Source organism: Streptomyces sp. NPDC048424 (assembly GCF_040651555.1).
Lineage (GTDB): Bacteria > Actinomycetota > Actinomycetes > Streptomycetales > Streptomycetaceae > Streptomyces.
The window spans coordinates 276,037-299,400 of the sequence record NZ_JBEZKE010000009.1; the positions used below are offsets into that span (position 1 = coordinate 276,037).

20 protein-coding genes are annotated in these 23,364 nt (G+C 73.8%); 7 read left to right on the forward strand and 13 right to left on the reverse strand.

The window, feature by feature from the left end; translation table 11 throughout:
* Positions 1-102: 102 nt before the first annotated feature.
* The 8 genes from AB0D29_RS16155 to AB0D29_RS16190 form a co-directional block, all read right to left on the reverse strand.
* Entirely contained in the window at positions 103-843 is a 741-nt protein-coding gene (locus AB0D29_RS16155) for a class I SAM-dependent methyltransferase (protein ID WP_362854671.1), read from the reverse strand.
* A 72-nt stretch (positions 844-915) separates the two neighbouring features.
* Positions 916-3,936, reverse strand: coding sequence for an FxSxx-COOH system tetratricopeptide repeat protein (fxsT, locus tag AB0D29_RS16160; protein WP_362854673.1), 3,021 nt, complete (start codon positions 3,934-3,936; stop codon positions 916-918).
* Positions 3,937-4,010: 74 nt separating this feature from the next.
* Complete coding sequence (locus tag AB0D29_RS16165) at positions 4,011-5,267, reverse strand: HEXXH motif domain-containing protein (RefSeq protein ID WP_362854674.1); 1,257 nt, start codon at positions 5,265-5,267, stop codon at positions 4,011-4,013.
* The gene (locus tag AB0D29_RS16170) at positions 5,264-6,691 is read right to left on the reverse strand and encodes an FxsB family cyclophane-forming radical SAM/SPASM peptide maturase (protein WP_362854676.1); all 1,428 of its coding nucleotides are present in this window, start codon (positions 6,689-6,691) and stop codon (positions 5,264-5,266) included. Before AB0D29_RS16170 ends, AB0D29_RS16165 begins: the two co-directional genes overlap by 4 nt.
* A 136-nt stretch (positions 6,692-6,827) precedes the next feature.
* Positions 6,828-7,022 (reverse strand): FxSxx-COOH cyclophane-containing RiPP peptide, encoded by a 195-nt coding sequence (gene fxsA / locus AB0D29_RS16175; protein WP_362854677.1) that lies wholly within the window; start codon positions 7,020-7,022, stop codon positions 6,828-6,830.
* A 100-nt stretch (positions 7,023-7,122) separates the two neighbouring features.
* A complete protein-coding gene (locus AB0D29_RS16180) occupies positions 7,123-10,602 on the reverse strand; it encodes an SAV_2336 N-terminal domain-related protein (protein ID WP_362854678.1) in 3,480 nt (1,159 codons plus the stop codon).
* Between the two features lie 6 nt (positions 10,603-10,608).
* Entirely contained in the window at positions 10,609-11,670 is a 1,062-nt protein-coding gene (locus AB0D29_RS16185; RefSeq protein WP_362854680.1) for a MoxR family ATPase, read from the reverse strand.
* Positions 11,671-11,708: 38 nt separating this feature from the next.
* Complete coding sequence (locus AB0D29_RS16190) at positions 11,709-13,898, reverse strand: trypsin-like peptidase domain-containing protein (protein WP_362854681.1); 2,190 nt, start codon at positions 13,896-13,898, stop codon at positions 11,709-11,711.
* Positions 13,899-14,004: 106 nt separating this feature from the next.
* On the opposite strand from AB0D29_RS16190, the gene AB0D29_RS16195 reads away from it, so the two are divergent.
* Positions 14,005-14,193, forward strand: coding sequence for a DUF6104 family protein (locus AB0D29_RS16195; RefSeq protein WP_030709801.1), 189 nt, complete (start codon positions 14,005-14,007; stop codon positions 14,191-14,193).
* 149 nt (positions 14,194-14,342) lie between these two features.
* On the opposite strand, the gene sodN is transcribed toward AB0D29_RS16195, so the two are convergent.
* Entirely contained in the window at positions 14,343-14,738 is a 396-nt protein-coding gene (gene sodN, locus AB0D29_RS16200) for a superoxide dismutase, Ni (RefSeq protein WP_030709803.1), read from the reverse strand.
* A 171-nt stretch (positions 14,739-14,909) separates the two neighbouring features.
* Here sodN and sodX point away from each other — a divergent pair, with 171 nt between their 5' ends.
* The gene (gene sodX / locus AB0D29_RS16205) at positions 14,910-15,329 is read left to right on the forward strand and encodes a nickel-type superoxide dismutase maturation protease (RefSeq protein ID WP_362854683.1); all 420 of its coding nucleotides are present in this window, start codon (positions 14,910-14,912) and stop codon (positions 15,327-15,329) included.
* Here the strand turns inward: sodX and AB0D29_RS16210 are convergent.
* Complete coding sequence (locus tag AB0D29_RS16210; protein WP_362854685.1) at positions 15,233-15,862, reverse strand: CGNR zinc finger domain-containing protein; 630 nt, start codon at positions 15,860-15,862, stop codon at positions 15,233-15,235. The two genes, sodX and AB0D29_RS16210, sit on opposite strands and share 97 nt — an antisense overlap.
* 82 nt (positions 15,863-15,944) lie before the next feature.
* Between AB0D29_RS16210 and AB0D29_RS16215 the strand changes: the two genes are divergently transcribed.
* A complete protein-coding gene (locus AB0D29_RS16215) occupies positions 15,945-16,736 on the forward strand; it encodes a class I SAM-dependent methyltransferase (RefSeq protein ID WP_362854686.1) in 792 nt (263 codons plus the stop codon).
* A 101-nt stretch (positions 16,737-16,837) separates the two neighbouring features.
* Here the strand turns inward: AB0D29_RS16215 and AB0D29_RS16220 are convergent, their stop codons facing one another.
* From AB0D29_RS16220 to AB0D29_RS16230, 3 genes are all read right to left on the reverse strand, one after another.
* The gene (locus AB0D29_RS16220; RefSeq protein WP_351583417.1) at positions 16,838-17,602 is read right to left on the reverse strand and encodes an amino acid ABC transporter ATP-binding protein; all 765 of its coding nucleotides are present in this window, start codon (positions 17,600-17,602) and stop codon (positions 16,838-16,840) included.
* Positions 17,602-18,471 (reverse strand): amino acid ABC transporter permease, encoded by an 870-nt coding sequence (locus tag AB0D29_RS16225; protein ID WP_327419408.1) that lies wholly within the window; start codon positions 18,469-18,471, stop codon positions 17,602-17,604. The genes AB0D29_RS16220 and AB0D29_RS16225 overlap by 1 nt, the downstream gene beginning before the upstream one ends.
* Before the next feature lie 111 nt (positions 18,472-18,582).
* On the reverse strand, positions 18,583-19,542 hold the full coding sequence (locus tag AB0D29_RS16230; protein WP_362854688.1) for an ABC transporter substrate-binding protein: 960 nt from the start codon (positions 19,540-19,542) through the stop codon (positions 18,583-18,585).
* Between the two features lie 526 nt (positions 19,543-20,068).
* On the opposite strand from AB0D29_RS16230, the gene AB0D29_RS16235 reads away from it, so the two are divergent.
* The 4 genes from AB0D29_RS16235 (at position 20,069) to AB0D29_RS16250 (ending at position 23,238) form a co-directional block, all read left to right on the forward strand.
* Positions 20,069-21,271 (forward strand): NADP-dependent malic enzyme, encoded by a 1,203-nt coding sequence (locus tag AB0D29_RS16235; RefSeq protein ID WP_362854690.1) that lies wholly within the window; start codon positions 20,069-20,071, stop codon positions 21,269-21,271.
* A gap of 165 nt (positions 21,272-21,436) precedes the next feature.
* Positions 21,437-22,399: a zinc-binding dehydrogenase gene (locus AB0D29_RS16240; protein ID WP_362854691.1), complete on the forward strand. Its 963-nt coding sequence runs from the start codon at positions 21,437-21,439 to the stop codon at positions 22,397-22,399.
* Between the two features lie 57 nt (positions 22,400-22,456).
* The gene (locus AB0D29_RS16245) at positions 22,457-22,666 is read left to right on the forward strand and encodes a helix-turn-helix domain-containing protein (RefSeq protein ID WP_030013034.1); all 210 of its coding nucleotides are present in this window, start codon (positions 22,457-22,459) and stop codon (positions 22,664-22,666) included.
* The gene (locus tag AB0D29_RS16250) at positions 22,666-23,238 is read left to right on the forward strand and encodes a Clp protease N-terminal domain-containing protein (protein WP_362854692.1); all 573 of its coding nucleotides are present in this window, start codon (positions 22,666-22,668) and stop codon (positions 23,236-23,238) included. Before AB0D29_RS16245 ends, AB0D29_RS16250 begins: the two co-directional genes overlap by 1 nt.
* The last annotated feature ends 126 nt before the right edge of the window (positions 23,239-23,364 follow it).

Sequence of the window (23,364 nt, forward strand, 5' to 3'; positions counted from 1 at the left end):
CAGTACGGAAGGCCCGGCTCCCCTCTCGGGGGCCGGGCCTTCCGGCCGTCCGGGGCGGATCCGTCGGCTCTCGGCCGTCCGGCGACGGCCCGGTGGCCGACCTCAGGTCGGCTTGCGCCACACGGAGATGTGCTTCGCGGAGTCCTGGGTGAACGGCGCCCCGTCCCAGTCCGCGACGCGGCGTTCCGGCTCGAGCCCGGCGATCCGTGCCATCAGATCGAGCTCCGCCGGCCAGGCGTAGCGGTGCCGGGAGTCGTCGCGGCGGTAGCGGCCGTCGTCGCCGTCGCGGGTGAGGTGGTGCGAGACGAGGATCTGCTCGACGAGGTCGAAGGTGTCGAAGCCGAGATGCCGCTCGGAGACGTCGAACGGCACCGCGACCTGGCCGGACGGCAGGAACCGCAGCGGCGGCACGCCCAGTTCGATGACGAATCGGCCGCCGGGCTCCAGATGACGTGCGGCGTTGCGGAAGCACTCGACCTGCTCGTCCTGCGTGAGCAGGTTCGTGATGGTGTTGTAGACGAGATAGACCAGGGTGAACCCGCCGGGAACGACGGTGGTGGCCATGTCCCCGATGAACACCGGGAGCGTGTCCTCGTCGGTCTTGCGCCGCAGCACCGCCGCCATGTGCTCGGACAGTTCGATGCCCACCACCGGCACGCCGCGCTCCCGGAGCGGGACGCCCACCCGTCCGGTCCCGATGGCGAACTCCAGGGCCCGGCCGTCTCCGGCGAGCTCGGCGAGGAAGGCGAGGGTCGGTCCGAGAACGGCGGCCGAGGACGTTTCGGCCTCCTCGGCGTCGTAGCGGTCGGCGGTCGCACGGGTCCACAGTTCACTGCTCGTCACGGGCGGCCACTTTGCCGGGTGCCGAGGGCGCTGTCGACGCAATTACCCTCCGCGCGCGTGGTCCCGTACCGCCTACGGCTGCGGTTCGAAGTCCCAGTACGGGCGGACGCGTTGCTTCGCGGAGATCGTGTGGACGTGCTGGGCGCCCAGGGTGCGGGTCAGGCCCTTGATGCCGGCGTCCTCGTGCTTCGCGGCCTCCGTGTCCTCGCGGACGGAGCGGAGGTCGGCCGCGAGTGCGATCTGGGCGCTCAGCGTCATCGGGTGGTCCGGGCCCAGCACCTGTTCCGCGGTGCGCAGGGTGTCCCGGCTCAGGTCCAGCGCGTCCTCCAGCCGGCCGGTGATGTTGCGGTGGCCGGTGGCGTTCAGGGCGCAGCCCAGGGTCCACGGGTGGCGGTCGCCGAGCGCGCCCCGCATGCCGACGAGGGCCTGCTCCGCCAGGGAGAGGGCCTCCGCGCGTTCGCCCTGGGCGCGGAGCACCAGCCCGAGGTTGCCGACCGTGCCGATGCTGTACGGGTGGGCGAGGCCGAGCTGCGTCTGGTAGCCGCGGACCACGTCCTCGGAGATCCGTCGGGCCTCGCCGATGTCCCCGTACTCCCGGAGGTAGGTGGCGTAGTCGGAGGCGACCATCAGGGTCCAGGGGTAGTCGACCCCGAAGACCCGCGTCGCCCGCTCCCACACGGTCCGCAGCCGCAGCCCCGCGCCGGGGATGTCGCCGGAACGGCGCAGGCACATCCCGAGGTTGTGCTCGGCGCGCAGGGTCTGCGGGTGGCCCAGCCCCAGCACCTGCGTGTTCAGCTTGACCCCCTGTTCCTGCCGGGTCTGCGCCTCCCGGTAGCGGCCCATCAGCCGCAGGCCCATGGCGCAGGCGATGCCGGAGGCGAGGGTGGAGATGTGCAGGGGCTTCAGGACCCGCTCGCGGCGGCGCAGGGTGTCCAGGTCGAGGTCGTAGGCGTCCTGGTAGCGGCCGAGCAGCCGGTAGGTGGCGGCGAGGTTGTTCTGGGCGTCGAGGGTGACGGAGTCGTCCTCGCCGAGCAGTTCCCGGTAGGTGCTCAGGCAGTGCTCGAAGATCTCCCGGGCCGGTTCGAACTTCGCGATGCACAGCAGTACGCCGCCGTACGCGCTGGTGGCGCGCAGGCTTTCCAGGTCCCGGTCGCCGCGCTCCGCGGTGAGCCGGCCGGACACGGCCCTGGTGAGGGTCTCGGCCCGCCGGAACAGGCCGAGGTTGCGCAGGGCGTTGCCGTACTGGTAGCTGAGCTCGCGGACCTTGGGGTGGTCCTCGCCGAGCACGGCCCGCCAGATCAGGTCGGTCTCCTCGGAGAGCCGCAGGCAGGTGCGGTACTCCCCGGCGAGGATCAGGTAGCGCAGGCAGCGCAGCAGGAAGTTCTGGATGCGCGGGTTGCCGCTGGTGAGTACCCCGGAGGTGGCCAGGTGCGGGACGAGTTCGGCGTAGCGGGGCCACAGCCGGGAGTCGGAGGGCCCGCCGGGGTCGGCGGCGGCGAGGACCTGCCGTACGGCGCGGGCGAGGGGTTCGGCCTCCTCCTCGGAGAGGTTCTCGCGGACGATGCCGTGGACCATGCGGTGCAGTTGTACGGTCTCCAGCCCACCGCCGCCCTCCTCCAGGGGCAGGTCGGAGTACTCCAGCCGGACGACGGAGAACTGGACGAGCTTGTTGAGGGCGGCGTTCCACCGGATCTGGTCGTTGATCAGCCCGGCGAGCTGTTCGGGGACGTCGTCGGCGGGGAATTCGCGCAGCAGCCTCAGCGGTACCGGTCCGGGGGCGAAGAAGACGAACAGCCGCAGCAGGGCGAGGGCGTCGGGGAAGTTCTCCCGGACGTTGTTGAGGAGTATGGCGAGGGCCGTGGGGAAGGGCAGCGGGTAGTCGTCGGAGACGGTGACGGCTTCGTGGGAGTCCATCCGGCGCTGGAGCAGGGCGAGGTAGTCGCCGACCGCGAGCGGGGAGTCGGCGAGCCAGCCGGCGGTCTGGTCGAGGGCGAGCGGGTAGTCCTCCAGGGCCTCGGCGAGCTGGTCGGCCTCGTCGGCGGTGAGGCGCAGGGCGCGGCGGCGGATGAAGGTGATCGACTCGGGGCGGGCGTAGAGCGGGACCTCGACGAGGCTGGTGTGCCGGGTGGCCCATTCGCGGTTGCGGGAGGTGATGATCACGTCGCCCGCGCCGGAGGGCAGCAGGTCGATGAGGTCGTCGGGGTTGTCGCAGCCGTCGAAGACCATCAGCCAGCGGCCGTACGGGGATCCGCGCCGCAGCGCTTCGAGGACGGCCCGGATCTGCTCGCCGTAGCTGCCCGCGCCGCGGGGCAGGCCGAGGGCGGGGGCCAGGTCGGCGAGGCGTTCGCGCAGGGTGGGCCGGTCCTCGGCGGGGACCCACCACACCACGTCGTACTCGGAGGCGAAGCGGTAGGCGTACTCGGTGGCGACCTGGGTCTTGCCGACGCCGGAGAGACCGAGCAGGGTCACGGTGGAGGCGCCGGCCGGTGCCTCGGTCAGCGCTTCGCGCAGGGTGCCGATGACGTCGTTGCGGCCGGTGAAGCGCGGGTTGCGGCGCGGGACCCGGCCCCAGATCTCGGGCGGGTCGTTGGGGAAGCGGGGTCCGCGGCGGCCGGTCTCGGTGCCGATCCGGTCGGTGGGCAGCTCCAGCCGGCGCAGCACGCGGTACTCCGCCTCGTACGCGTCCAGGCCCCACAGGTCGGTCTTCTCCAGTACGGCGACGGCGCTGGGCAGCGGGGCGTCGGTGAGGCAGACGGCCGCGAACCGGTCGGGGTGGCGGTCGGTGACGGCGCGCAGGGCGGTGTTCCACTCCTCGTCGGCGTGGGTGCCGGCGGAGAAGTAGCGTTCGCTGAGGACGAGGAGGACCCGGCTGCCGGAGCGGGCGAGGTCGTCGAGGGCCTGGGCGATGCCGGGGCTGTTCTGCGGGTCCCAGCGCTGGAGGGCGACGCGGTGGCCGTGTTCCTCCAGGCGGTGGCCGATCCACACGGCCCAGGGGCGGTTGAACCCGGCGAAGCTGATGACGAAGCGCTGCGGCTGGGCGTGCGGGTACGGGTGCGCGGTGTTGCCCTGGTCCTGCCGACTACCGGTGGTCATGCGCCGTCTCCCTGGGCTCCGGGCAGTGGACGGGACTGAAAAGGTACCGCAGGGGTGCCGGTGGGCGCGGCCCCTCAACCGCGGGCGAACGGGGCGAGTTCGGGGTGCGCCTCGCACCAGGCTCGGCGCTCCCGGTCGACGGCCCGGCGGGCCGCGGTGTGCTGGTCGCCTGGCGGCGGCAGCTCGTCCATGGCCCGTTCGGCGGCGGCCATCGCCTCGGTGAACTCCCTTCCGGCGGCGGTCAGTCGGTCGTGGGCCAGCAGGGCCGGCAGGACGGCAGCCACCTGGGCGCGGATCCGGGCGTGCTGGGCCCAGGCGCCGCGGGCCCCGTAGAGGGCGGCCCGCTGCCAGTACCCGGCCAGGGCCAGATGGGCGTAGGCGCCGTGCAGGAGTCCCTCCAGCGGGCGGGGGTCGCCGCGCCAGGGGGCCCAGTGGCGGGCCGTGCGGTCGGCGTTGTGCAGGGTCAGGACGTCGGCGAGGGCGGCGAGTTTGCCGTGCTGGACCTCGTGGACGAGGGTGGCGGCCAGGGCGGGCGGGGCCTGGGCGCGGGCCAGGACGGAGCCGGCGGCCGCGGGCAGGGTGGCGCCGTTGGAGCGGGAGCCGCCGGACAGCGGTACGACGGAGCGCAGCAGTTGTGCGGTCTCCTCGGCGCGGACTGTGTCGTAGCGCAGGAGCAGGGTGAGCGCGCCGGACCACTGGGTGTCCCAGCGCTTGTGCCCCTTCGGCGTGAGCCGGCGGGCGGGGCGGACGGGTGCGGGCTGCGCGGGGCCGGGCGCCCGGTACGGGTCGAGGTCGTCGAGGGCGGTCCGGCCCCCGGGCAGGGCGTGGAGGGGCAGGGTGGCGGGGTCGTCGGGGTCCCAGGAGCGTTCGGTGAGGGCGAGGGGGCCGGGGCGCTCCGGGCGCAGCAGTCCGAGGGTGGGCAGGACGAGCCGGCCCTGCTGGGGCCGCAGGGTGTGGGTGAAGGCGATCCCGGCGCGCAGGGCCGCGGCGACGGCGAGGGCGCCGAGGTGGCCGAGGTCGGGCGGGGGTCCGTAGGAGGCGTGCAGCCGGCGCAGGGTCTCCTCGGCCCAGACCCCGGTGGCCGGGTAGTGCAGTACGTCGCGCACGGCGCCCGCGTCGCGGCGCTCGGCCGCCTCCAGCAGGGCCCAGTGGTCGGCGGCCTCCCCGGAGGGGCCGCCGGGGGCGGCGTCGAGGACCGCGCGGAGCAGGACGAGGCGTTTGGAGCGGCGCACGTCGCGGACCAGGCGGGTGCCTTCCGGGGAGGGTTCGGTGGAGGCGAGGGCGCGCAGGGTGCGGGAGGAGACGGTGAAGGCGGTGAGCGCGGTGGTCATGAGGCGACCGCCGGCGGGTGGGCGGCGGCGGCACGGGCGGCTCGCGGGGGCACGGCCTGGGCCGTGCGCCGGGCGGGCGTCGTGGGGGCCTGCGCGGCCCGGTGGACGGCGGTGGCGATGTGCCGGATGAGCACCTGGAGGTCGGCGCAGTACACGGACGGCTGCCGGAAGCCCTCGCCGGCGCGGTAGCGGTGCGGGTAGTGGCCGCCGCCGCACACCTCGACCAGCTCGCAGGCGCGGCAGCCGGCGGCGAGCGCGTCCCGTCCGAGCTGGCGGGCGGCGAGGCCGGGGTGGTCGAGGAGCTGGTCGAAGCTGTGGGTGTCGAGGCTCATGCCGGTCGCGGCGGCGCCCTCGTACGCGGATTTCAGTGAATCGGCCTGTTCGATGGAGCCGTCGGTCTCGATCACGGCGGTGGCGGCGGGCGCGAGCCCGAGGGTCTCGGTGGCGGCGGGCAGGCCGAGCAGCAGCGCGATGATCTCCTCGAAGAGCCGGATCCGGGTGCGCCGTACCCCGTCGTGCCACCAGCGCTCGAAGACGGCGAGCAGCCAGTCGGCGTACGGGGCCAGGCCCGGGTGGTGGCCGGGGGGCGGGGCGCTCCAGTTGGCGAGCGGCAGCAGCAGCCCGATGCTGGGCGGGGCGAAGGCGAGCAGGGACTCGTACGTCTCCACCGGGTCCTGGTCGAGGTCGACGACGCACAGCACCCCGGCGTAGCTGTCCGGGTGCCGGGCCAGCAGCCGCAGGCCCCGGGCGGCCGCGCCGAAGCCGGGCCGCCCGGCGTGGTCCACGCGCCGGGCGTTGTGCGCGGGCAGGCCGCCGTCGAGGCTGACGCCGACGCGGATCCCGGCGGTGGCGAGCGCGGCGAGGCGGCCGCGGGTGAGCAGGGTGCCGTTGGTCTGGACGGTGGCGGTGACCCGGGTGCGCGGGGCGGCCCGGGCCACGGCGGCCCGTACGGCGTCGACCGGCCCGGCCAATGCGGCGGGGGCGGTGAGCAGCGGTTCGCCGCCGTGCAGCACCAGGTCGACGCGGGGCAGTCCGTGGGCGGCGGCGTGCTCGGCGATCCGCTCGGCGGCGCGGGCGGCGGTGGCGGGGGTCATCGCGGGTGGCTGGCCCCGCCAGCCCTGGTCGGCCATCTCGTAGACGTAGCAGTAGGTGCAGGCGAGGTTGCAGCGGCTGCGCGTCTTGAGGACGAACTGGCGTATCGGGTGCGGCCGGTGTCCGGCGGCCCGCGCGGCGGCCACGTCGAGCCGGGCGTAGGGCCAGGGCGCGTACCGGGCGTGGCGCAGCCGGTGCCCTGCGGCGGGGTCGTGTGCGGGGCGGGCGGGGTCCGGTGCGGGGCGGGCGGGGTCCTGGTGCGGGGCGGAGCCGGCGCCGCCGGGCGCGGGCGGCGCGGGCAGCACGGAGTCGCTCGTGACCGCTCGCCTCATCGCCCCACCTCCCTCCCCCTCGCCTCCGGGGAGCGACCCCCGGCGGACGGTCCATCCCTGCCCTTCGGACGGACCCGGCTAACGGCGGAAAGTGGTCAACTCGCTTTCAAGGTGGGGCGGATCAGGCACGCGCCGGTCAGGCCACTCCGGAGTCGAAGGCGTTGAGGATCTCGGCCGGATGCGTCACCCGCTCGACCATGCCCTCGATCACCTGGGCCAGCACGGGATGGTCGATCCCGCGCAGCGCGGCCAGGTCCAGCCCGGAGAGATCCGGCAGGCGCCCGGTGCATGCCGGGGTCACCGCCTCCACTTCCTGCCGCTTCGTCACCATGTGCCGCTGCTCCCCCTGTCGCGTCGCGGACCGGACGGTCCACTGCCCTTTCCCTCCGGCCGGTCCGCGGAAACAGCGCGCTCCGCTCGCCGCTCCGCGTTCAGAGTGCGGCTTCCAGGGCCCGCACGCGGGCGCGGAGCGCCTCCGTCCGGCCTTCGGCTTCGGCTTCGGTGCCCGCATCGGGCCGCGTCCACAGCTCCAGCGCGGAGCGGTAGGCGTCCAGGGCGGCCCGGGGGCGGGCGAGGCGCTCCAGCACCTCTCCGCGCGACTCCTGTACGCGGGCGGCCAGTCGGACGGCGGTGCCGGCGGAGCCCGCGGATCCCGCGATGCCGGCAGGGGCCTCGTGACCGTCGCGGCGGTCGAGGTCCGCGCGGATCCCGGGCTCGGCGTGCCCGTCCGGCCCGGCATGGCCTGTGCGGCCGTCACGGACCTCACGGACCTCACGGACCTCACGGACCTCACGGAGCTCGCGGCCTTCGCGGTCGGCCTCCAGGGCGGCCCGCCAGGCCCGCCGGTAGGAGTCCGCCGCCCGGTCGAGGCGTTCCACCGCCCGGGTGTGCCCGTTGATCTCCTGCTGCACGTCGCCGTGGTCCCGCCAGGCCCGGGCCCGCTCCAGCGGGCTGCGGCTGTGCCGGACGGCCAGTTCCAGCAGGTACTCCGCCTCCCGCAGGTCCACCGGGTCGCCCTCGTACGCGTGCCGCAGCCGCAGCCCGGTGGCCAGCCGCATCAGCCGGTGCGCGGCTCCCGGGTCCGACTGCGGGACCGCCGCCCGGCTGTCGCGCAGGACGCGTACGGCGGCCCCGGTGAACCGCCGGCCGTCGGCGGCCCGGGCCCGCTCCAGGAGCACCTCGCCCCACTCGGGCAGCAGCTCCCCGAAGGCCTCCCCGTCGCGGGGGATCAGCCGCCGGGCCCGGCCGTACGCCTCGGCCGCGTCCTCCAGCGCCGCCGGGTCGGCGTCGCGCGCGTACCGCTCCCGGTGTACCCGGGCCAGGCACACCAGGGCGGCCACCCGCAGCTCCGGGTCCCCGCCGGCCTCCTCCAGTGCCGTGGTGAGCTGGCCGGCCGCCTCCTCCAGCCGCGCCGGCAGGTAGCGCAGCGCCCCCGCCAGGTCCACCCGCACCCGGGCCTCCGCGGCCGTGGCCCGGGCCGCGCCCGCGCCCGGTACGGCCAGCCGGGCGGCGGCCTGTTCGGCCAGGGCCGTGCGCTCGGCCGGGTCCGGGGTGCGGGGCAGCAGGGCCAGGAGCACCCGGCCCAGGGCCCGTTGCAGTGCGGGGTCCGGCTCGGGCTCGGCGTCGGGGTGCGCGTCGGGGTGCGCGTCCGGGTCCCCGTCGAGGGGCCCGTCGAGGGGCCGGCCGGGAGCCGCCGGGGGTCCCGCCAGGGGTTCCAGCGCCGCGCGGGCCTCGCGGAGCGCGCCCGCGTCCGGGCGCAGCCCGCTCAGCCGGATCAGTGTCTCGGCCCGCCGCACCGCGCAGTCCCGCCGCAGCTCCGGGTCGGCCGCGGCGCCCGCGGCCGCGAACTCCCGGTCCGCCTCGGCGAGCAGCTCCGCGTCGGGGCCGTGGGCCAGCGCCCGCTCGTACAGCACCCGGCCGAGGACCGCCCGCGCCGGCGCGGTCCGCAGCCCGGTCACCGCCCGTTCGGCCTCGGCGAGGAGTTCCGGGTCGCGCTGGGCCGCCCACAGCCGCAGCAGCGCCCCCGCCAGTTCGGTCTCCGCCTCCTCCGGCGGGTCGCCGGGTGCCACCGGGGCCGTCACCGCCCGCCGCAGGACCGCCACGGCCTCGTGCAGGGCCCGCGCGCCGCCGTCCGCGGCCGCGTCCGCGAGCCGGGCCCGCGCTGCGCGCACCGCTCCGGCCCGCCCGAGCGGGGGGACGGCGGGAGGCTCGCGGCGGGCCGGGCCCTCCTCCGGCATGCCGGGCACGTAACGCCGTACGACTTTGGCCGAAACCTGCGCGAAGGCCTGCGGGAGCCGCCCCTCGGGCGCCCGCTCGGCGTCCTGCGGCCCGGGGTCGACCGCCGCCGGCGGCGCCCCGGTGAGCTGCGAGACCGCGAGCGCGGGGAAGTTGCGTACGCCCCGCCCGAAGTGCGCGAGCACGTACTCCGAGCAGTGCTTGAGCACCAGTGCGGCCTCGTCCCGCCCGAGCGGCCCCAGCAGCACGTCCTGCACCCCGGGGACGAACTCGTACCAGTGCCCCGGCCCGGGGCCGCTGCGTCGCAGCAGCCCGCTCAGCAGCACCTCCGCCAGGTCGGAGGGCTCCGAGTCCGGCAGCATCGTGCGCTGCACCAGCCGCATCACGGGCAGCGTCAGCGGCGCCGCCGACAGGTACACCGCCAGCTGTACGGCCCGGGGCGCGGCCGAGGACCGGAACCTGGCCACCAGCTCGCGCGGCGGCCGGACGGCGCGCGGCGGCGGTACGGGCGCGGCCGGATGGTCGGCCAGCACCCGGCCGACCTCGGCCGGTACCGGTCCGGTGCCGAGTCCGGCGACGAGCCGGGCCCAGGCCCCGAGGGCGGTAGGGCTCGGCGGCAGCACGGGCACGGTGAGCCCGCCGGTGGGCCGTCCGGGCAGCGGCGGCCGGTCGGGGCGGAACCGCAGCTGCTGCCCGCCGCCCTCCAGCCGGGTGAGCGTGCCCCGTTCGGTCGGCAGCCAGCTGCGGCCCCACAGCCGCTGCGGCAGCGGCTGGACGACCATGCACGGGGTGCACTCGGCCCACCGGTACAGCAGCCGCTGCGCCGCGCCCTCGCGCCACAGCGGCCCGGCGCAGTCGGAGACCACCATGGTCAGGGCCCGGCCGGTGGGGTCCCGCAACTGGTCGCCGGAGCGCAGCCCGGAGCCGGGTACGGGGCTGCGGCCGAGGACCGCCCTGCCGTCCGCCAGGCGGTGCAGGTAGTGCACCTGGACGTCCCGGAAGGCGCCCAAGCGCTCGCACACGGAACGCAGTTCGTCGAACATGTCCTGCCAGACGGCCATCGAGGGAGAGGCGTCCATCACCAGCCGTACGGTCGCCTCGCGCCGGCTCTCCGGCCGGAGCACCGGGATGACCAGCCCGAGGGCCCGGGCGCTGGCCTCGGCCGTGGCCGGTTCGTCGATCACCAGCCGGGCGGGCGGGACGGGCGGGCGGTGCCGCTGGAGGGCGCGCAGGGCCCGCTGGACGTCCAGGATGCGCGGCAGCGCGGCGGCCCGGGGCACCCGTACGGGCACTCCGTACTCCTCGGGCGACTCCTCGGGCCGGTCCCCCTCGGCCCCGCCGGCGCGGCGCGCGCCGGGTGCGTAGAGCCTGACCGGATCGTCGGCGTCCGGCCGCGCCCGTTCGGGCTCGACGGGCTTGCCGGCCGGATCCTCGGCGTCCTCCTCGGGGTCCGGCCCCGGCGGCACCGGTGCGGCCGGCCCCGGCCCGCGGATGTGCCCGGCGAGCCAGAGGGCGTCGGCGAGCTCCTCGGCGCTCGGGTCGAGCCCGGCGGCGCGCAGCAGTGCGGCCAGTTCACGGACGCCCTGTCGGGGTTCGGGAGCGGCGGGAGGCACGGCGGAAGGCGGCACCGCGGGGGGCGGCACGGCGGGCGGGGGTACGGCGGGGGTCGGCGGCACGGCCCGTCACCTCGGGCGGTCGAGGCGCTGGATGAGCAGGTCCGCGAGGTCCTCCCGGCTGGGCGGGGCGGCGTAGTGGGTCAGGTACACGGCGTTGAGCAGCTGGTCGGCGGCGACCAGTTCGGTCCGGGAGCGGCTGAGGAACTCCCGGATCAGGTCCGCCCCGAGCCGGGCGGCCTCCTCGCCGAGGTGGGCGCGGACCATGGTGGCGAGCCGTTTCTCGCCGGGCTGCCCGAGCTTGAGCTGGATGCAGCGGCGCAGCAGGGCGGCCGGGAAGTCCCGTTCGCCGTTGCTGGTCAGGATGATGAAGGGGAACTCCCGGCAGCGGACCCGGCCGCCGCGGACGGTCACCTTGGTCCCGTCGTCGGTGAGCACCTGCACCTCGGGCTCGGTGTCGGCGACGCGCTCCAGCTCGGGGAGCGCGAACTCGCCTTCCTCCAGCACGTTCAGCAGGTCGTTGGGCAGGTCGATGTCGCTCTTGTCGAGCTCGTCGATGAGGAGCACCCGGGGCCGCGCGGTGGGCAGCAGGGCGGTGCCCAGCGGCCCGAGCCGGATGTACTTCCCGATGCCGGGGACGGTTCCGGTGCCGTGCACCCCGTCCCCGTCCCCGCCCTCGTCCCCGGCTCCGCCTCCGCCTCCGCGTCCGCTCGCCGCGAGCTGTACGTCCTGCAGCCGGGCGAGCGCGTCGTACCGGTACAGCCCGTCCTGCAGCACGGTCCGTGAGACCACCGGCCAGCGCAGCACCCGGCCGAGCTTCAACTCGTGGGCGACCGCGTGCGCGAGGGTGGACTTCCCCGTGCCGGGGAAGCCGGTCACGAGCAGCGGCCGTCGCAGGTACAGCGCCGCGTTGACGGCCTCCAGTTCCTCGGGCTCCGGCCGGTGCAGTTCGGCGGCCTGCCGGTGCGCTCCGAGCCGCCGGGCGACGTTGCCGTCGGCGGCCGCGGCCGGCCCGCCCGGCTCCGCCACCGGTCCGCCGTCGAAGTCCCGCCAGGGCGGCGGATCGGGCAGGGCGTCGATCCCGTCATGGGGCTCACCGACCCCCCGGTATATGAGCCACTCGTCGTTCATTGCCCCTCCCTCACTCGAATCCGCCGGGCCCGGCGCCGTCACAGGTCGCCCTGGAGCGGTTCGTCGTCCGGCAGCGGCCGCGCCGGGTCCTCCCACACGAGCCCGGTCCCGGCCGCCCAGTACGCGTCGGGGTCCGCCCCGTACGCCCTCCCCCGCAGCGTCTGCAGGCGCACCGGCAGCACTTCCGCCCGCCCGGCGTCCGCCAGTTCCTCCCGCAGCCCGCGGTGGAACGGCGCGCACGACTCCCTCGGGTCCGGCGGCGGCCGCCGGGTCACCGCCACCCCGTACCCGGCGTCCCGCACCGCGTGCAACGACCCGAGCGTGGGCTCCGCATCCGCGGCCCGGCAGTGCACGGGCACGGTGTTGTCCGGCAGTCCCGACAGCCACTCGGCCGCCGGGCTGCGCGGGCGTCCCCGTACGCAGTCGGCCCGTTCGTCCTGCAGGGGGCCCGCCTGCACCCGGGCCCACCGGGCGGCCGCCCCGGGGTGCCCGCGGCCCTCGGGGTCCCCCGGATCGGCGGGGTGCGCACGGCCCGACGGGTCCCCGGGATCCGCGCGGCCGGGGTCCGCCGGGTGCCCGGCCCCGGCCCGTCCGCCGGGGTGGCGCAGCACCACCGGCCGCTGCACCCCGAGCGGTACGCCGCCCGTCACCACCCACTCGTCCACGGGCAGCCCGAACAGCTCGGGGGCCACGGCCACTTCGAGCAGGGCCGCCGCCTCGTGGGTGTCGCAGCGCCGGAAGGCCTCGGCGAGCGGGGCCCGTAACACCTCCCGCAGAGCCGCCGGGGTGGCCCGTACGCCCGAGTCCACGGGGGTCACCCGCCCGGGCTGTGCCGGGCCCGCCAGTACGGAGACCCGCCAGTCGTAGACGTCCTCCCAGCCGTGCGCCCACACCTCCAGCAGCGCCGAGGCCCCGGGCGGCAGGCCGCCGGCCCGCCGGGCCGGGCCGTGCACCGCCCGCCCGGCCGAGGCCCGCCGGCGCCGTTCCCGCTCCGCGAGGCCCCGCTCGTGGCGCTCGCCGAGCTCGCGCCGCAGCGGGCGCCACAACCGCTCGGCCGTGGCCCGGATCCAGTCCCAGAGCTCCTCGTCCGCGCCCGGCGTCGGCGGCTCCCGGTAGTCGGCCACGCTCACGTCCGTCGCGTACCGGAGCATCGCCGCGGCCTCCCCGGCCCCGCCGGGCGGGTCGTGCAGCAGCCCCAGCCCGTCGCGCCAGCTGAGCGGGGCGGGCGGCTGCGGGTCCGGCTCCTCCCCGCGGGCCGCCTCGACCAGGGCCCGTACGACCTCGGAGGAGCCCGGCGGAGGCAGTTCGGCCAGCAGTCCGCACAGGGTGGTGCGCTCGCCGGGGGTGAGCCGGCCGCGGCCGCCGTACGGGGCGCCCTCCTCCGGCGGGAGCTCGCCGTGCACGTCGGTCCAGGTGCGGCGGTTGTCGAGGTCGCTGAGGTGGTGGTCGTAGTGGTGCAGGTCGTGGGCCTGCATGACGCGGCGGTAGAGCCCGACCTGGCCGCGCGCGGGCATCGGCAGCGTGCGCAGCTGCACGACGGAGACGGCGAGCCCGCCGCCCGCCCCGTGCCGCCGGGCCTTGACCACTCCGACGACCTCCCCGCGGGCGAGGTCCACCACGGGGCCGCCGGACATTCCGGGGTCGATCTCGTCGTCGCCGCCGAGCCGGATGGCCGCGCCGTTCCCGGCGCTGCCGCGCAGCCGGGTGGTGCGGCCGGTGATCTCGGGCGTGCCGAGGTCCTCGGTGCAGCCGAAGTAGGCGACCTCGTCGAAACGGGGTCTGGACCGGTCGGTCAGCCAGACGCAGGCGTGCGACACGGGGGCCAGGACCCTGAGCAGCGCCAGGTCGGGCAGGTCCCACAGGGCGCCCCGGCGCGGGCGCCGCTCCTCCAGCCGCTCGGGCAGTACGCACTCCACGCGCCCGGTGACCGTCCCGGTCGCCCCGTGGGCCCCGGAGGAGAAGGTGATGCCGACCTCGCGTCCCGTCAGACGCACCGCAGCACCCCCTTCGCCGACCACGTGCGCGCACGTCAGGACCCAGCCGGGGGCGATGAAGAAACCGCTCCCCCACGTGGGACCGGTCCGATGGCTGCCGGGGTTGTCATACCCGCCCGGCGGGGCGTGAACGCGTACGGTCGCGGCCTGGACGAGGGGCTCGAGGAGCTCGAAGGCGCGCGCCGAGCCGGTCGTGCGCCCGTCCGTCATCCGCACCCCCCGCTCGTTGGGCATCCAGGCTAGCCCCGGGGACACCACGGGCGGGAGGCCTCTTCGCCCGCGCGGATTATCCTGGCGGGAAACACCCCCTGCACACCCCCATCACGGCACGGAGCCCGACTTGTACTTCACCGATCGCGGCATCGAGGAGCTGGAGAAGCGGCGCGGCGAGGAGGAGGTCACCTTCGAGTGGCTCGCCGAGCAGCTGCGCACCTTCGTCGACCTGAACCCGGACTTCGAGGTCCCGGTGGAACGCCTGGCCACCTGGCTGGCCCGCCTGGACGACGAGGACGACGACGCCGACGAGTGATGCACGGCGCGTACCGGCAGGACGCACGGCCGGGACGCATGGCCGGGAGGCGGAGAACGAGAACGGCCCGGCTGCACTGAGCAGTCGGGCCGTTCTCGTGTTCGCGCCGGCCGCTCGGACAGGCGCGAGCGGGGGTCAAGGGCGCCGGATCAGGCGGCCTTGGTCTCCCAGAAGATGCGGTCGATCTCGGCGATGAGCTCCAGCGCCTTGGCGCCGGTCGCCGGGTCGTTGGACGCCTTGGCGGCCGAGAGGGCCTTCAGGGTGTCGTTGACCAGGGTGTGCAGCTGGGGGTACTTCTCGAAGTGCGGCGGCTTGAAGTAGTCGCTCCACAGCACCGAGACGTGGTGCTTGGCGAGCTCGGCGCGCTGCTCCTTGATGGTGATGGCGCGCGCGCGGAAGTCGGCGTCGTCGTTGGCCTGGTACTTCTCCTGCACGGCCTTGACGGACTCGGCCTCGATGCGGGCCTGGGCAGGGTCGTACACGCCGCACGGAAGATCGCAGTGGGCGGAGACCTTCGCCTTGGGGGCGAAGAGGCGGGAAAGCATGGAGTTTGTCCTCCTCGTGATCGTCTTCTCAAGGGGGAGATTACTCGCTGAACAACCGGATTTCGCGGGCGCCCCCATGGGCTTAGGACAAAAGTCCAGGGGCGCGGCCGGACCGGTGAGCGAATGTACGGACCCGTGCGGCAGCATGCGGGGGTGACGAGGAGGACGCGCATGGTGGAGAACGGGCGCCCGCGGAAGCGGTTCGGGGTGGTGGAGGTGACGGGGGCGTCGATGGTGCCCACGTTGACCAACGGCGACCAGGTGGTGGTCCGCTACGGGGCGGCCGTCCGCCCGGGTGACGTGGTGGTGCTGCGCCATCCCTTCCAGCAGGACCTGCTGGTGATCAAGCGGGCGGTGGAGCGGCGGCCGGGCGGCTGGTGGGTGCTGGGCGACAACCCGTACAACGAGACCGGCGACAGCACCGTCTACGGGCCGGTGCCCGCAGAACTGGTGCTGGCGACGGCGGTGCTGCGCTTCCGGCCGCGCGAGGAGGATCAGCGCTCGCTGAGGGCCCGGCTGTCCTGGGCGGCCTCGGCGGTGCGCCCGCTGCTGGCGGACGCCTCGGCCTCCAGCCGCTTGCGGGCGCGGTAGGCGGCCACGTTGGCCCGGGTCGCGCAGCGGTCGGAGCAGTAGCGCCGGGAGCGGTTGGTGGAGGTGTCGAGGTAGGCGTTGCGGCAGGGCGCGGCCTGGCACAGGCCGAGGCGGTCGGGGCCGTGCTCGGTGAGGGCGAAGGCCAGGCCCATGGCCGCCATGGCGGCGTAGCCCGCCGATGCGTTCGAGGGGTGCTCGGCGAGGTGGATGTGCCAGTCGGGGCGGCCGTCCTCGCCGATGGTCTTGTGCCCGGAGACCTGGGGGCTGACCGGGAACTCCATGAGCAGCGAGTTCAGCAGGTCGACCGCGAGGACGTCGTCACCGCCGTCGGCGGCCTCGAAGACGGCGCGCAGCCGGGCCCGTACGTTGCGGAAGCGGGTGACGTCGGTGTCGGTGACGCGGCGGGCCATCTGCACGCTTGCGCCGAACAGGGCACGGACGGCGTCCACGGAGGTGAGCTCGTCCTTGTTGCGGGCCGGCTCCTCGGTGTTGACCAGGCGCACGGCGAAGTCCGAGTAATGGGCCAGTTCCACTTGTAGTCCTTACGGCTGCGGATTAATGTCTCCGGTAACGGCTGAGACGTCTTCGAGGGTATTACGTATGGAGGGGTTCGTGATGGCGAATACGACGAATACGGCGGATACAGCAGATACGACCACCGGCTCCGGGTACTGGCAGGCCTGGCAGGACAGCTGGGACCGGCAGCAGGAGTGGTACATGCCCGACCGCGAGGAGCGGTTCCGGGTGATGCTGGACATGGTCGAGGCCCTGGTCGGACCCACCCCCCGGGTGCTGGATCTCGCGTGCGGTACGGGAAGTATCACGGACCGCGTCCTCAAGAGGTTCCCGGGAGCCACCAGTACGGGCGTCGACCTCGACCCCGCGCTGCTGACCATCGCCGAGGGCCACTTCGCCGGGGACGAGCGGGTCACCTTCGTGACCGCCGACCTCAAGGACCCGAACTGGCGCGCCGCCCTCCCCCACGACTCGTACGACGCGGTCCTGACCGCCACCGCCCTGCACTGGCTGCACAGCGACGACCTGTCCGTCCTGTACGGGCAGCTCGCGCCGCTGGTCGCCCCGGGCGGGGTGTTCATGAACGCCGACCACATGCCCGACCCGGCCACCCCGCGCATCGACGCCGCCGAGCACGCCCACCGGCACGCCGGCATGGACCGGGCCAGGACGGCCGGCGCGGTGGACTGGCGCGAGTGGTGGGAGCTGGCCGCCGCGGACCCGCTCCTCGCGGAGCCGGTGAAGCAGCGCTTCGCGATCTACGGGGAGCACGCGGACGGCGACACCCCGCCCGAGGCCTGGCACACCGCCGCCCTGCTCGCGGCGGGCTTCGCGGAGGCCCGTACGGTCTGGCGCTCCCCCTCGGACGCGCTGGTCCTAGGTCTGAAGTAGGGACTTGAGCACGCCCGGGCACGTGTGAGGGGCGGTACGGGAATCCCGTACCGCCCCTCACCTGTCCGCCGGTGCGACCGGGGCACCCGAGCGCCGGAGCGCTAGAGCACCTTGGACAGGAACGCCTTCGTGCGGTCGTGCTGCGGGTTGCCCAGCACGTCGCGCGGGTTGCCCGACTCGACGACCACGCCGCCGTCCATGAAGACGAGGTTGTCGCCGACCTCGCGGGCGAAGCCCATCTCGTGCGTGACCACGATCATGGTCATGCCCGATTCGGCCAGGTCGCGCATGACGTCGAGGACGTCACCCACCAGCTCCGGGTCGAGCGCCGAGGTGGGCTCGTCGAAGAGCATCAGCTTCGGCTCCATGGCGAGCGCGCGGGCGATCGCCACGCGCTGCTGCTGGCCGCCGGAGAGCTGGCTGGGGTAGTTCCCGCCCTTGTCGCCGAGGCCCACGCGGTCCAGCAGCTTGATGGCGCGCTCGCGCGCCACCGCCTTGGACTCGCCCTTGACCATGACCGGGGCTTCCATGACGTTCTCTATGGCCGTCATGTGCGGGAACAGGTTGAAGCGCTGGAAGACCATGCCGATGTCCCGGCGCTGGGCCGCGACCTCGCTGTCCTTCAGCTCGTAGAGCTTGTCGCCCTTCTGGCGGTAGCCGACGAGCTGCCCGTCGACGTACAGCCGTCCGGCGTTCACCTGCTCCAGGTGGTTGATGCACCGCAGGAAGGTCGACTTGCCGGAGCCGGACGGGCCGACCAGACAGAAGACCTCACGCGGGGCGACCTCCAGGTCGATGCCCTTGAGGATGTGCGCCGCACCGTAGGACTTGTGGACGCCCTCGGCCTTCACCATGGCAGTCGTCATCAGGCCACCGCCTTGCGGTTCGAGAAGCTGGAGAGTTTCGCCTTGATCTTCTGCAGCGGCGTGGGCGGCAGCGAGCGGAGCGCACCGCGGGCGTAGCGGCGCTCCAGGTAGTACTGGCCGACGCTGAACACGCTGGTCAGGGCGAGGTACCAGATCGAGGCGACGAAGAACATCTCCATCACCGCGAACGACGTGGACGCGATGTCCTGGGCCGCGCGCAGCAGGTCGAAGTACTGCACGGCCACGACGAGCGACGAGGTCTTCAGCATGTTGATGAACTCGTTGCCCGACGGCGGCACGATCACCCGCATGGCCTGCGGCAGAACGACACGGCGCATGGTCTGCAGGCGGGTCATGCCGAGCGCGTGCGAGGCCTCGGTCTGGCCCTCGTCGACCGACTGGATGCCGGCCCGGACGATCTCCGCCATGTACGCGCCCTCGTTGAGGCCGAGACCCAGCAGGGCGGCCAGGAAGGGCGTCATGACCTGGGTCATCTCGTCCTTGTAGAACCCGAGGTTCAGGATCGGGAAGATCAGGGCGAGGTTGAACCAGATCAGGAGCTGCACGTACACCGGGGTGCCGCGGAACAGCCAGATGTAGAACCAGGCGATGGTGCTCGTCACCGGGTTCTTCGAGAGGCGCATGACGGCGAAGAGGACGCCGAGCACCAGGCCCAGGGCCATCGAGGCGACGCTGATCCAGATCGTGTTGCCGACGCCACGCAGGATGGTGGGGTCGAACAGCTTCTCCGGCACGGTCGCCCAGCGCACGTTGCCCTGCGAGAAGGCCATCGCGAGCGCCACGACCAGGCCGATGACGACCACGGCGCTGATCCAGCGGCCGTAGTGGCGAACCGGAATGGCGCGGATCGCCTCGGGGGGTACGGCCCCGGCCGGCGGGGTGTCCGCCGGGTCCGGGACCTTGTCGAGCTTGTCAGTCACAGTGACTGCCCTTCAGTGTGCTGCGGTGGTACGCGGAGGTCAGGAACCGGCGTTGATCTTGGCCTCGGTCACGGCGCCGGAGCCCGCGTTCCACTTGTCGAGGGCGGCCTTGTAGGTGCCGTCCTTGATGACCGCGTCGAGGGCTTCCTTGAGCGCGTCGCGCAGCTCGGTGTTCTTCTTGTCCACCGCGATGCCGAAGAGGCCGGCGTCGGTCGGGTTGGCGATGGCCTCGAAGTCGTTGCCGCCGCCCGCGGTCTGCGCGATGTACGCGGCGACCGGGGAGTCGTTCAGGTCCGCGGAGGCGCCGCCGGCCTTCACCCGGGTCTGGGCCTCGGCGTCGCTCGGGAAGGACTCGATCTTGAGCTCGCCCTTGCCGTCCGTCTTGCACTTCTCGGCCTGGGTCTTGGCGGACTCCTCGTAGGTGGTGCCGCGCTGCACGGCGACCGTCTTGCCGCACAGGTCGTCGAGGGTCTTGATGCCCTCGGGGTTGCCCTTCTTGACCAGGATGCCGGTCGAGGCGGAGAAGTAGTCGACGAAGTCGACACCGGCACCGGTCTTGGCGCCCTTGTCGTCCAGGCCCTCCTGACGGGCCTTGGTGTCGGTCAGCGAGGACATGACCAGGTCGCTGCGACCCGTCTGCATGCTGCCGATGAGGGTGTCGAAGGTGCCGGACTCGAACTTGAACTGCACGCCGAGCTGCTTGCTCAGGGCCGCCGCGACGTCGGGGTCGACGCCGACGATCTTGCCACCCTCGGTGAACTCCATGGGCGCGTAGGTCGCGTCCGTGCCGACCTTGATGACACCGGCGTCCTGGATCTTCTTCGGGAGCTTCGAGAAGAGCGGCGCGCTGCTGTTCGCCGCACCGGACGGGCTGGTGGACGCCTTGTCGGTCTGGTCACCACAACCGGTGAGGATCAGGGCGCCGGCGACCGCGATCGCGCCGACCGCGGCGATCCGGGACCGTGCGGCGGTCGTACGACGGGTGGTGCTAGCGGTCATGGCTTGGTTCCTCCGGCAGTGGTGGAAAAGCATCGAAAAACGGTCGGGCACGCACCATCGAGTGTCGCGACCTCGTGTGATTACGGCATCTTGCCATTCGGACTGAGACATTCAGGGTGCCCGTCAGGTCAAAATCGCATAACGGGCGGTGGGGGTAGCCCAACAGGACTGCGGACATGGGGGTTCGAGACCGCAGAACCTGCCGTGACCTGGCCTTTTCGCCGCAGTTTCTACGGAGCGTCTCGCCTGCCGGACAACAAGGTTTGGACTTTTCGCCAAAAGCGGGGCAACCGACCTACGATTGAGCGGGAATCGACTCGTCTGGGCGAGCGTTCTTCGGGTAGAACAGATCCTTACACCCCTCATCCGGGGCTCAGGGCGCGCGTGCGGCGCGCCCGCGCGTACGAACCTCCCCTCCGCGGAGACGGGCCAACCGTCGATGCGGAGTACGGACGCGGTGCCCGCCCACCCCTTAACCAGGAGTGGCCACCCTCAACGATTCAAAGGACTTAAGGGGTCACACACAGTGGCAGCGGAGATCATCAACCCTCGCAGCGACAGCGTCACGGACAACAACCCGGACGCGGTGTTCGCGCTGCACCGGGGCGGCAAGATGGCCATCCAGGCCACGGTGCCGGTCAACAACAAGGACGACCTGTCCCTCGCGTACACGCCCGGCGTGGCGAAGGTGTGCAGCGCCATCGCCGAGCAGCCGGAGCTGGTGAACGAGTACACCTGGAAGTCCAACGTGGTCGCCGTCGTCACCGACGGCACGGCCGTGCTCGGACTCGGTGACATCGGTCCCGAGGCCTCCCTCCCCGTCATGGAGGGCAAGGCCATTCTCTTCAAGCAGTTCGGTGGTGTGGACGCGGTTCCGATCGCGCTCGCCACCAAGGACACGGACGAGATCATCGAGACGGTCATCCGCCTCGCCCCGTCCTTCGGCGGGGTCAACCTGGAGGACATCTCGGCCCCCCGCTGCTTCGAGATCGAGCGGCGCCTCCAGGAGGCGCTGGACATCCCGATCTTCCACGACGACCAGCACGGCACCGCCATCGTGACGCTGGCCGCGCTGCGCAACGCCGCCAAGCTCACGGGTCGCACCCTCGGCGACCTGCGCGCCGTCATCTCGGGCGCGGGCGCGGCGGGCATCGCCATCGCCAAGATCCTGGTGGACGCGGGCATCGGCGACGTCTGCGTCACCGACCGCAAGGGCGTCGTCTCGGCGGACCGCTCCGACCTGACGGACGTCAAGGCGGAGATCGCGGGCCTGACCAACAAGACCGGCCAGACCGGTTCGCTGGAGCAGGCCCTCGCCGGCGCGGACGTCTTCATCGGCGTCTCCGGCGGTACGGTCCCGGAGGAGGCGGTGGCCTCGATGGCGAAGGACGCCTTCGTCTTCGCCATGGCCAACCCGAACCCGGAGGTCCACCCGGACGTCGCGCACAAGTACGCGGCGGTCGTGGCCACGGGCCGCTCGGACTTCCCGAACCAGATCAACAACGTGCTGGCGTTCCCGGGCATCTTCGCGGGCGCCCTCAAGGTCCGCGCCACCCGGATCACCGAGGGCATGAAGATCGCCGCCGCCGACGCCATCGCCGGTGTCGTGGGTGACGAGCTCGCCGCCGACTACGTGATCCCGTCGCCGTTCGACGAGCGCGTCGCGGAGGCCGTCGCCACGGCCGTCGCCGCCGCCGCGAAGGCCGACGGCGTGGCCCGCCTGGCCTGACCGCCGCGCGAGCAGCTCCACGGGCAGAGGCCCGGCCGGATCCCTCCGGCCGGGCCTTTCCTCTTTTTTGACGCGCCGCTCGCGCGGTGCGGCTGAGACGAAGGCCTCAGCCGGGCGGTTCCCGAGGGGCTGGAACACGGCTCTACCGAGCGGTAGCGTCGCGGCATGTTCGCTGCCTACGCCGCCCGAATCGACCGTGACCAGCCGCTGAACGGCCTAGTGCTGGGCGATCGCCCGGCACCGCAGGCCCGGCCCGGCTGGGTGACCGTGAACGTCAAGGCCGCCTCCCTCAACCACCACGACCTGTGGTCGCTGCGCGGGGTGGGTCTCGGCGAGGAAAGACTCCCGATGATCCTCGGCTGCGACGCCGCCGGGATCGACCAGGACGGCAACGAGGTCGTCCTGCACTCCGTGATCGGCCAGAGCGGCCACGGGGTCGGCCCCGACGAGCCCCGCTCGATCCTGACCGAGCGCTACCAGGGGACCTTCGCCGAGCAGGTGACCGTCCCCGCGTGGAACGTCCTGCGCAAGCCCGCCGAGCTGACCTTCGAGGAGGCCGCCTGCCTGCCGACGGCCTGGCTGACGGCGTACCGGATGCTCTTCACCAACGCCGGGGTCCGCCCCGGGGACTCCGTACTCGTCCAGGGCGCCGGCGGCGGGGTCGCGACCGCCGCGATCGCCCTCGGCAAGGCGGCGGGGCTGCGGGTCTTCGCCACCAGCCGGGACGAGGCCAAGCGCAAGCGGGCCGTGGAACTGGGCGCGGTGGAGGCGTACGAGCCGGGCGCGCGCCTGCCGCAGCGGGTGGACGCGGTGATCGAGACGGTGGGCGCGGCCACCTGGTCCCACTCGGTGAAGTCCCTGCGCCCCGGCGGCACCCTGGTGATCTCCGGCGCCACGAGCGGCGACCGCCCGGCGCACGCCGAGCTGACCCGGATCTTCTTCCTGGAACTGAAGGTCGTCGGCTCGACGATGGGCTCGAAGGACGAGCTGGAGGACCTGCTGTCGTTCTGCGCGACGACCGGGCTCCGGCCGGTCATCGACGAGGTGCTGCCGCTGGACCGGGCGCGCGAGGGCTTCGAGAAGCTCGAGGCGGGCGACCTCTTCGGGAAGATCGTCCTCACGCCGTAGGCACGGATGTGTCAATGAAGGTTGACGACACCTCCCACGTCAACCTAGATTGACACCATGACGGAAGCAACCGATCTCGCCGAGCGGGCCGGTGACCGCGATCCGCGCGTGGGCCTGCGTGCCGTGGCCGCCCTCCGCAGGCTGCTGGAGCAGCTGGAGGCCGTACAGGTACGCAGTGCCCGCGCGCAGGGGTGGTCCTGGCAGGAGATCGCGGCCGAGCTGGGCGTGAGCCGGCAGGCCGTGCACAAGAAGTACGGGAGGCTCTGATGTTCGAACGCTTCACGACCGAGGCCCGGAACACCGTGACGGGGGCGGTGACCGAGGCCCGGCGGGCCGGGGCCGCCACCGTCGCCGAGGAGCACCTGCTCCTCTCCCTGCTGGAGCTGGGGGCCCTGGACCGGCTGGGCGTGGACCGCGCGGCGGTGGCCGCCGATCTGACGGCGGCCCGCCGCCGGGGCGGCATGTCCCGGGCGGACGAGGAGGCGCTGGCCGGACTCGGCATCGACCTCACGGAGATCGTCTCCCGCATCGAGGAGACCCACGGCGAGGGCGCGCTCGCGACCCCCGCACCGCGCAGGCGGACCCTGCGCACCTCGCTCCGCTCGGCCCTGGGCCGCGCCGAGCCGGACGACCGCGCCGGCAGCCACCACGTCCCCTTCACCAAGGGCTCGAAGAAGGTCCTGGAACAGTCCCTGCGCATCGCCCTGGGCCGCAAGGACAACCACATCGGCACCCTGCACCTCCTGCTGGCCCTGCTCTCCCGCCCCGGCACGGTGTCCGAGGTCCTGACGGACCACGGCATCACCTACGCGAGCGCCGAAACCACCCTGACCGCCTGACCCTTCCGGCCCCGCCACCCCATCCAGCCCCGCCGCACCATCCAGCCCCGCCGGCGTTTGAGGCGCGGGGTCCGGGGCGGAGCCCCGATCTTTCAGCCCCGCCGGCGTGTGTGGCGCGGGGGCTCG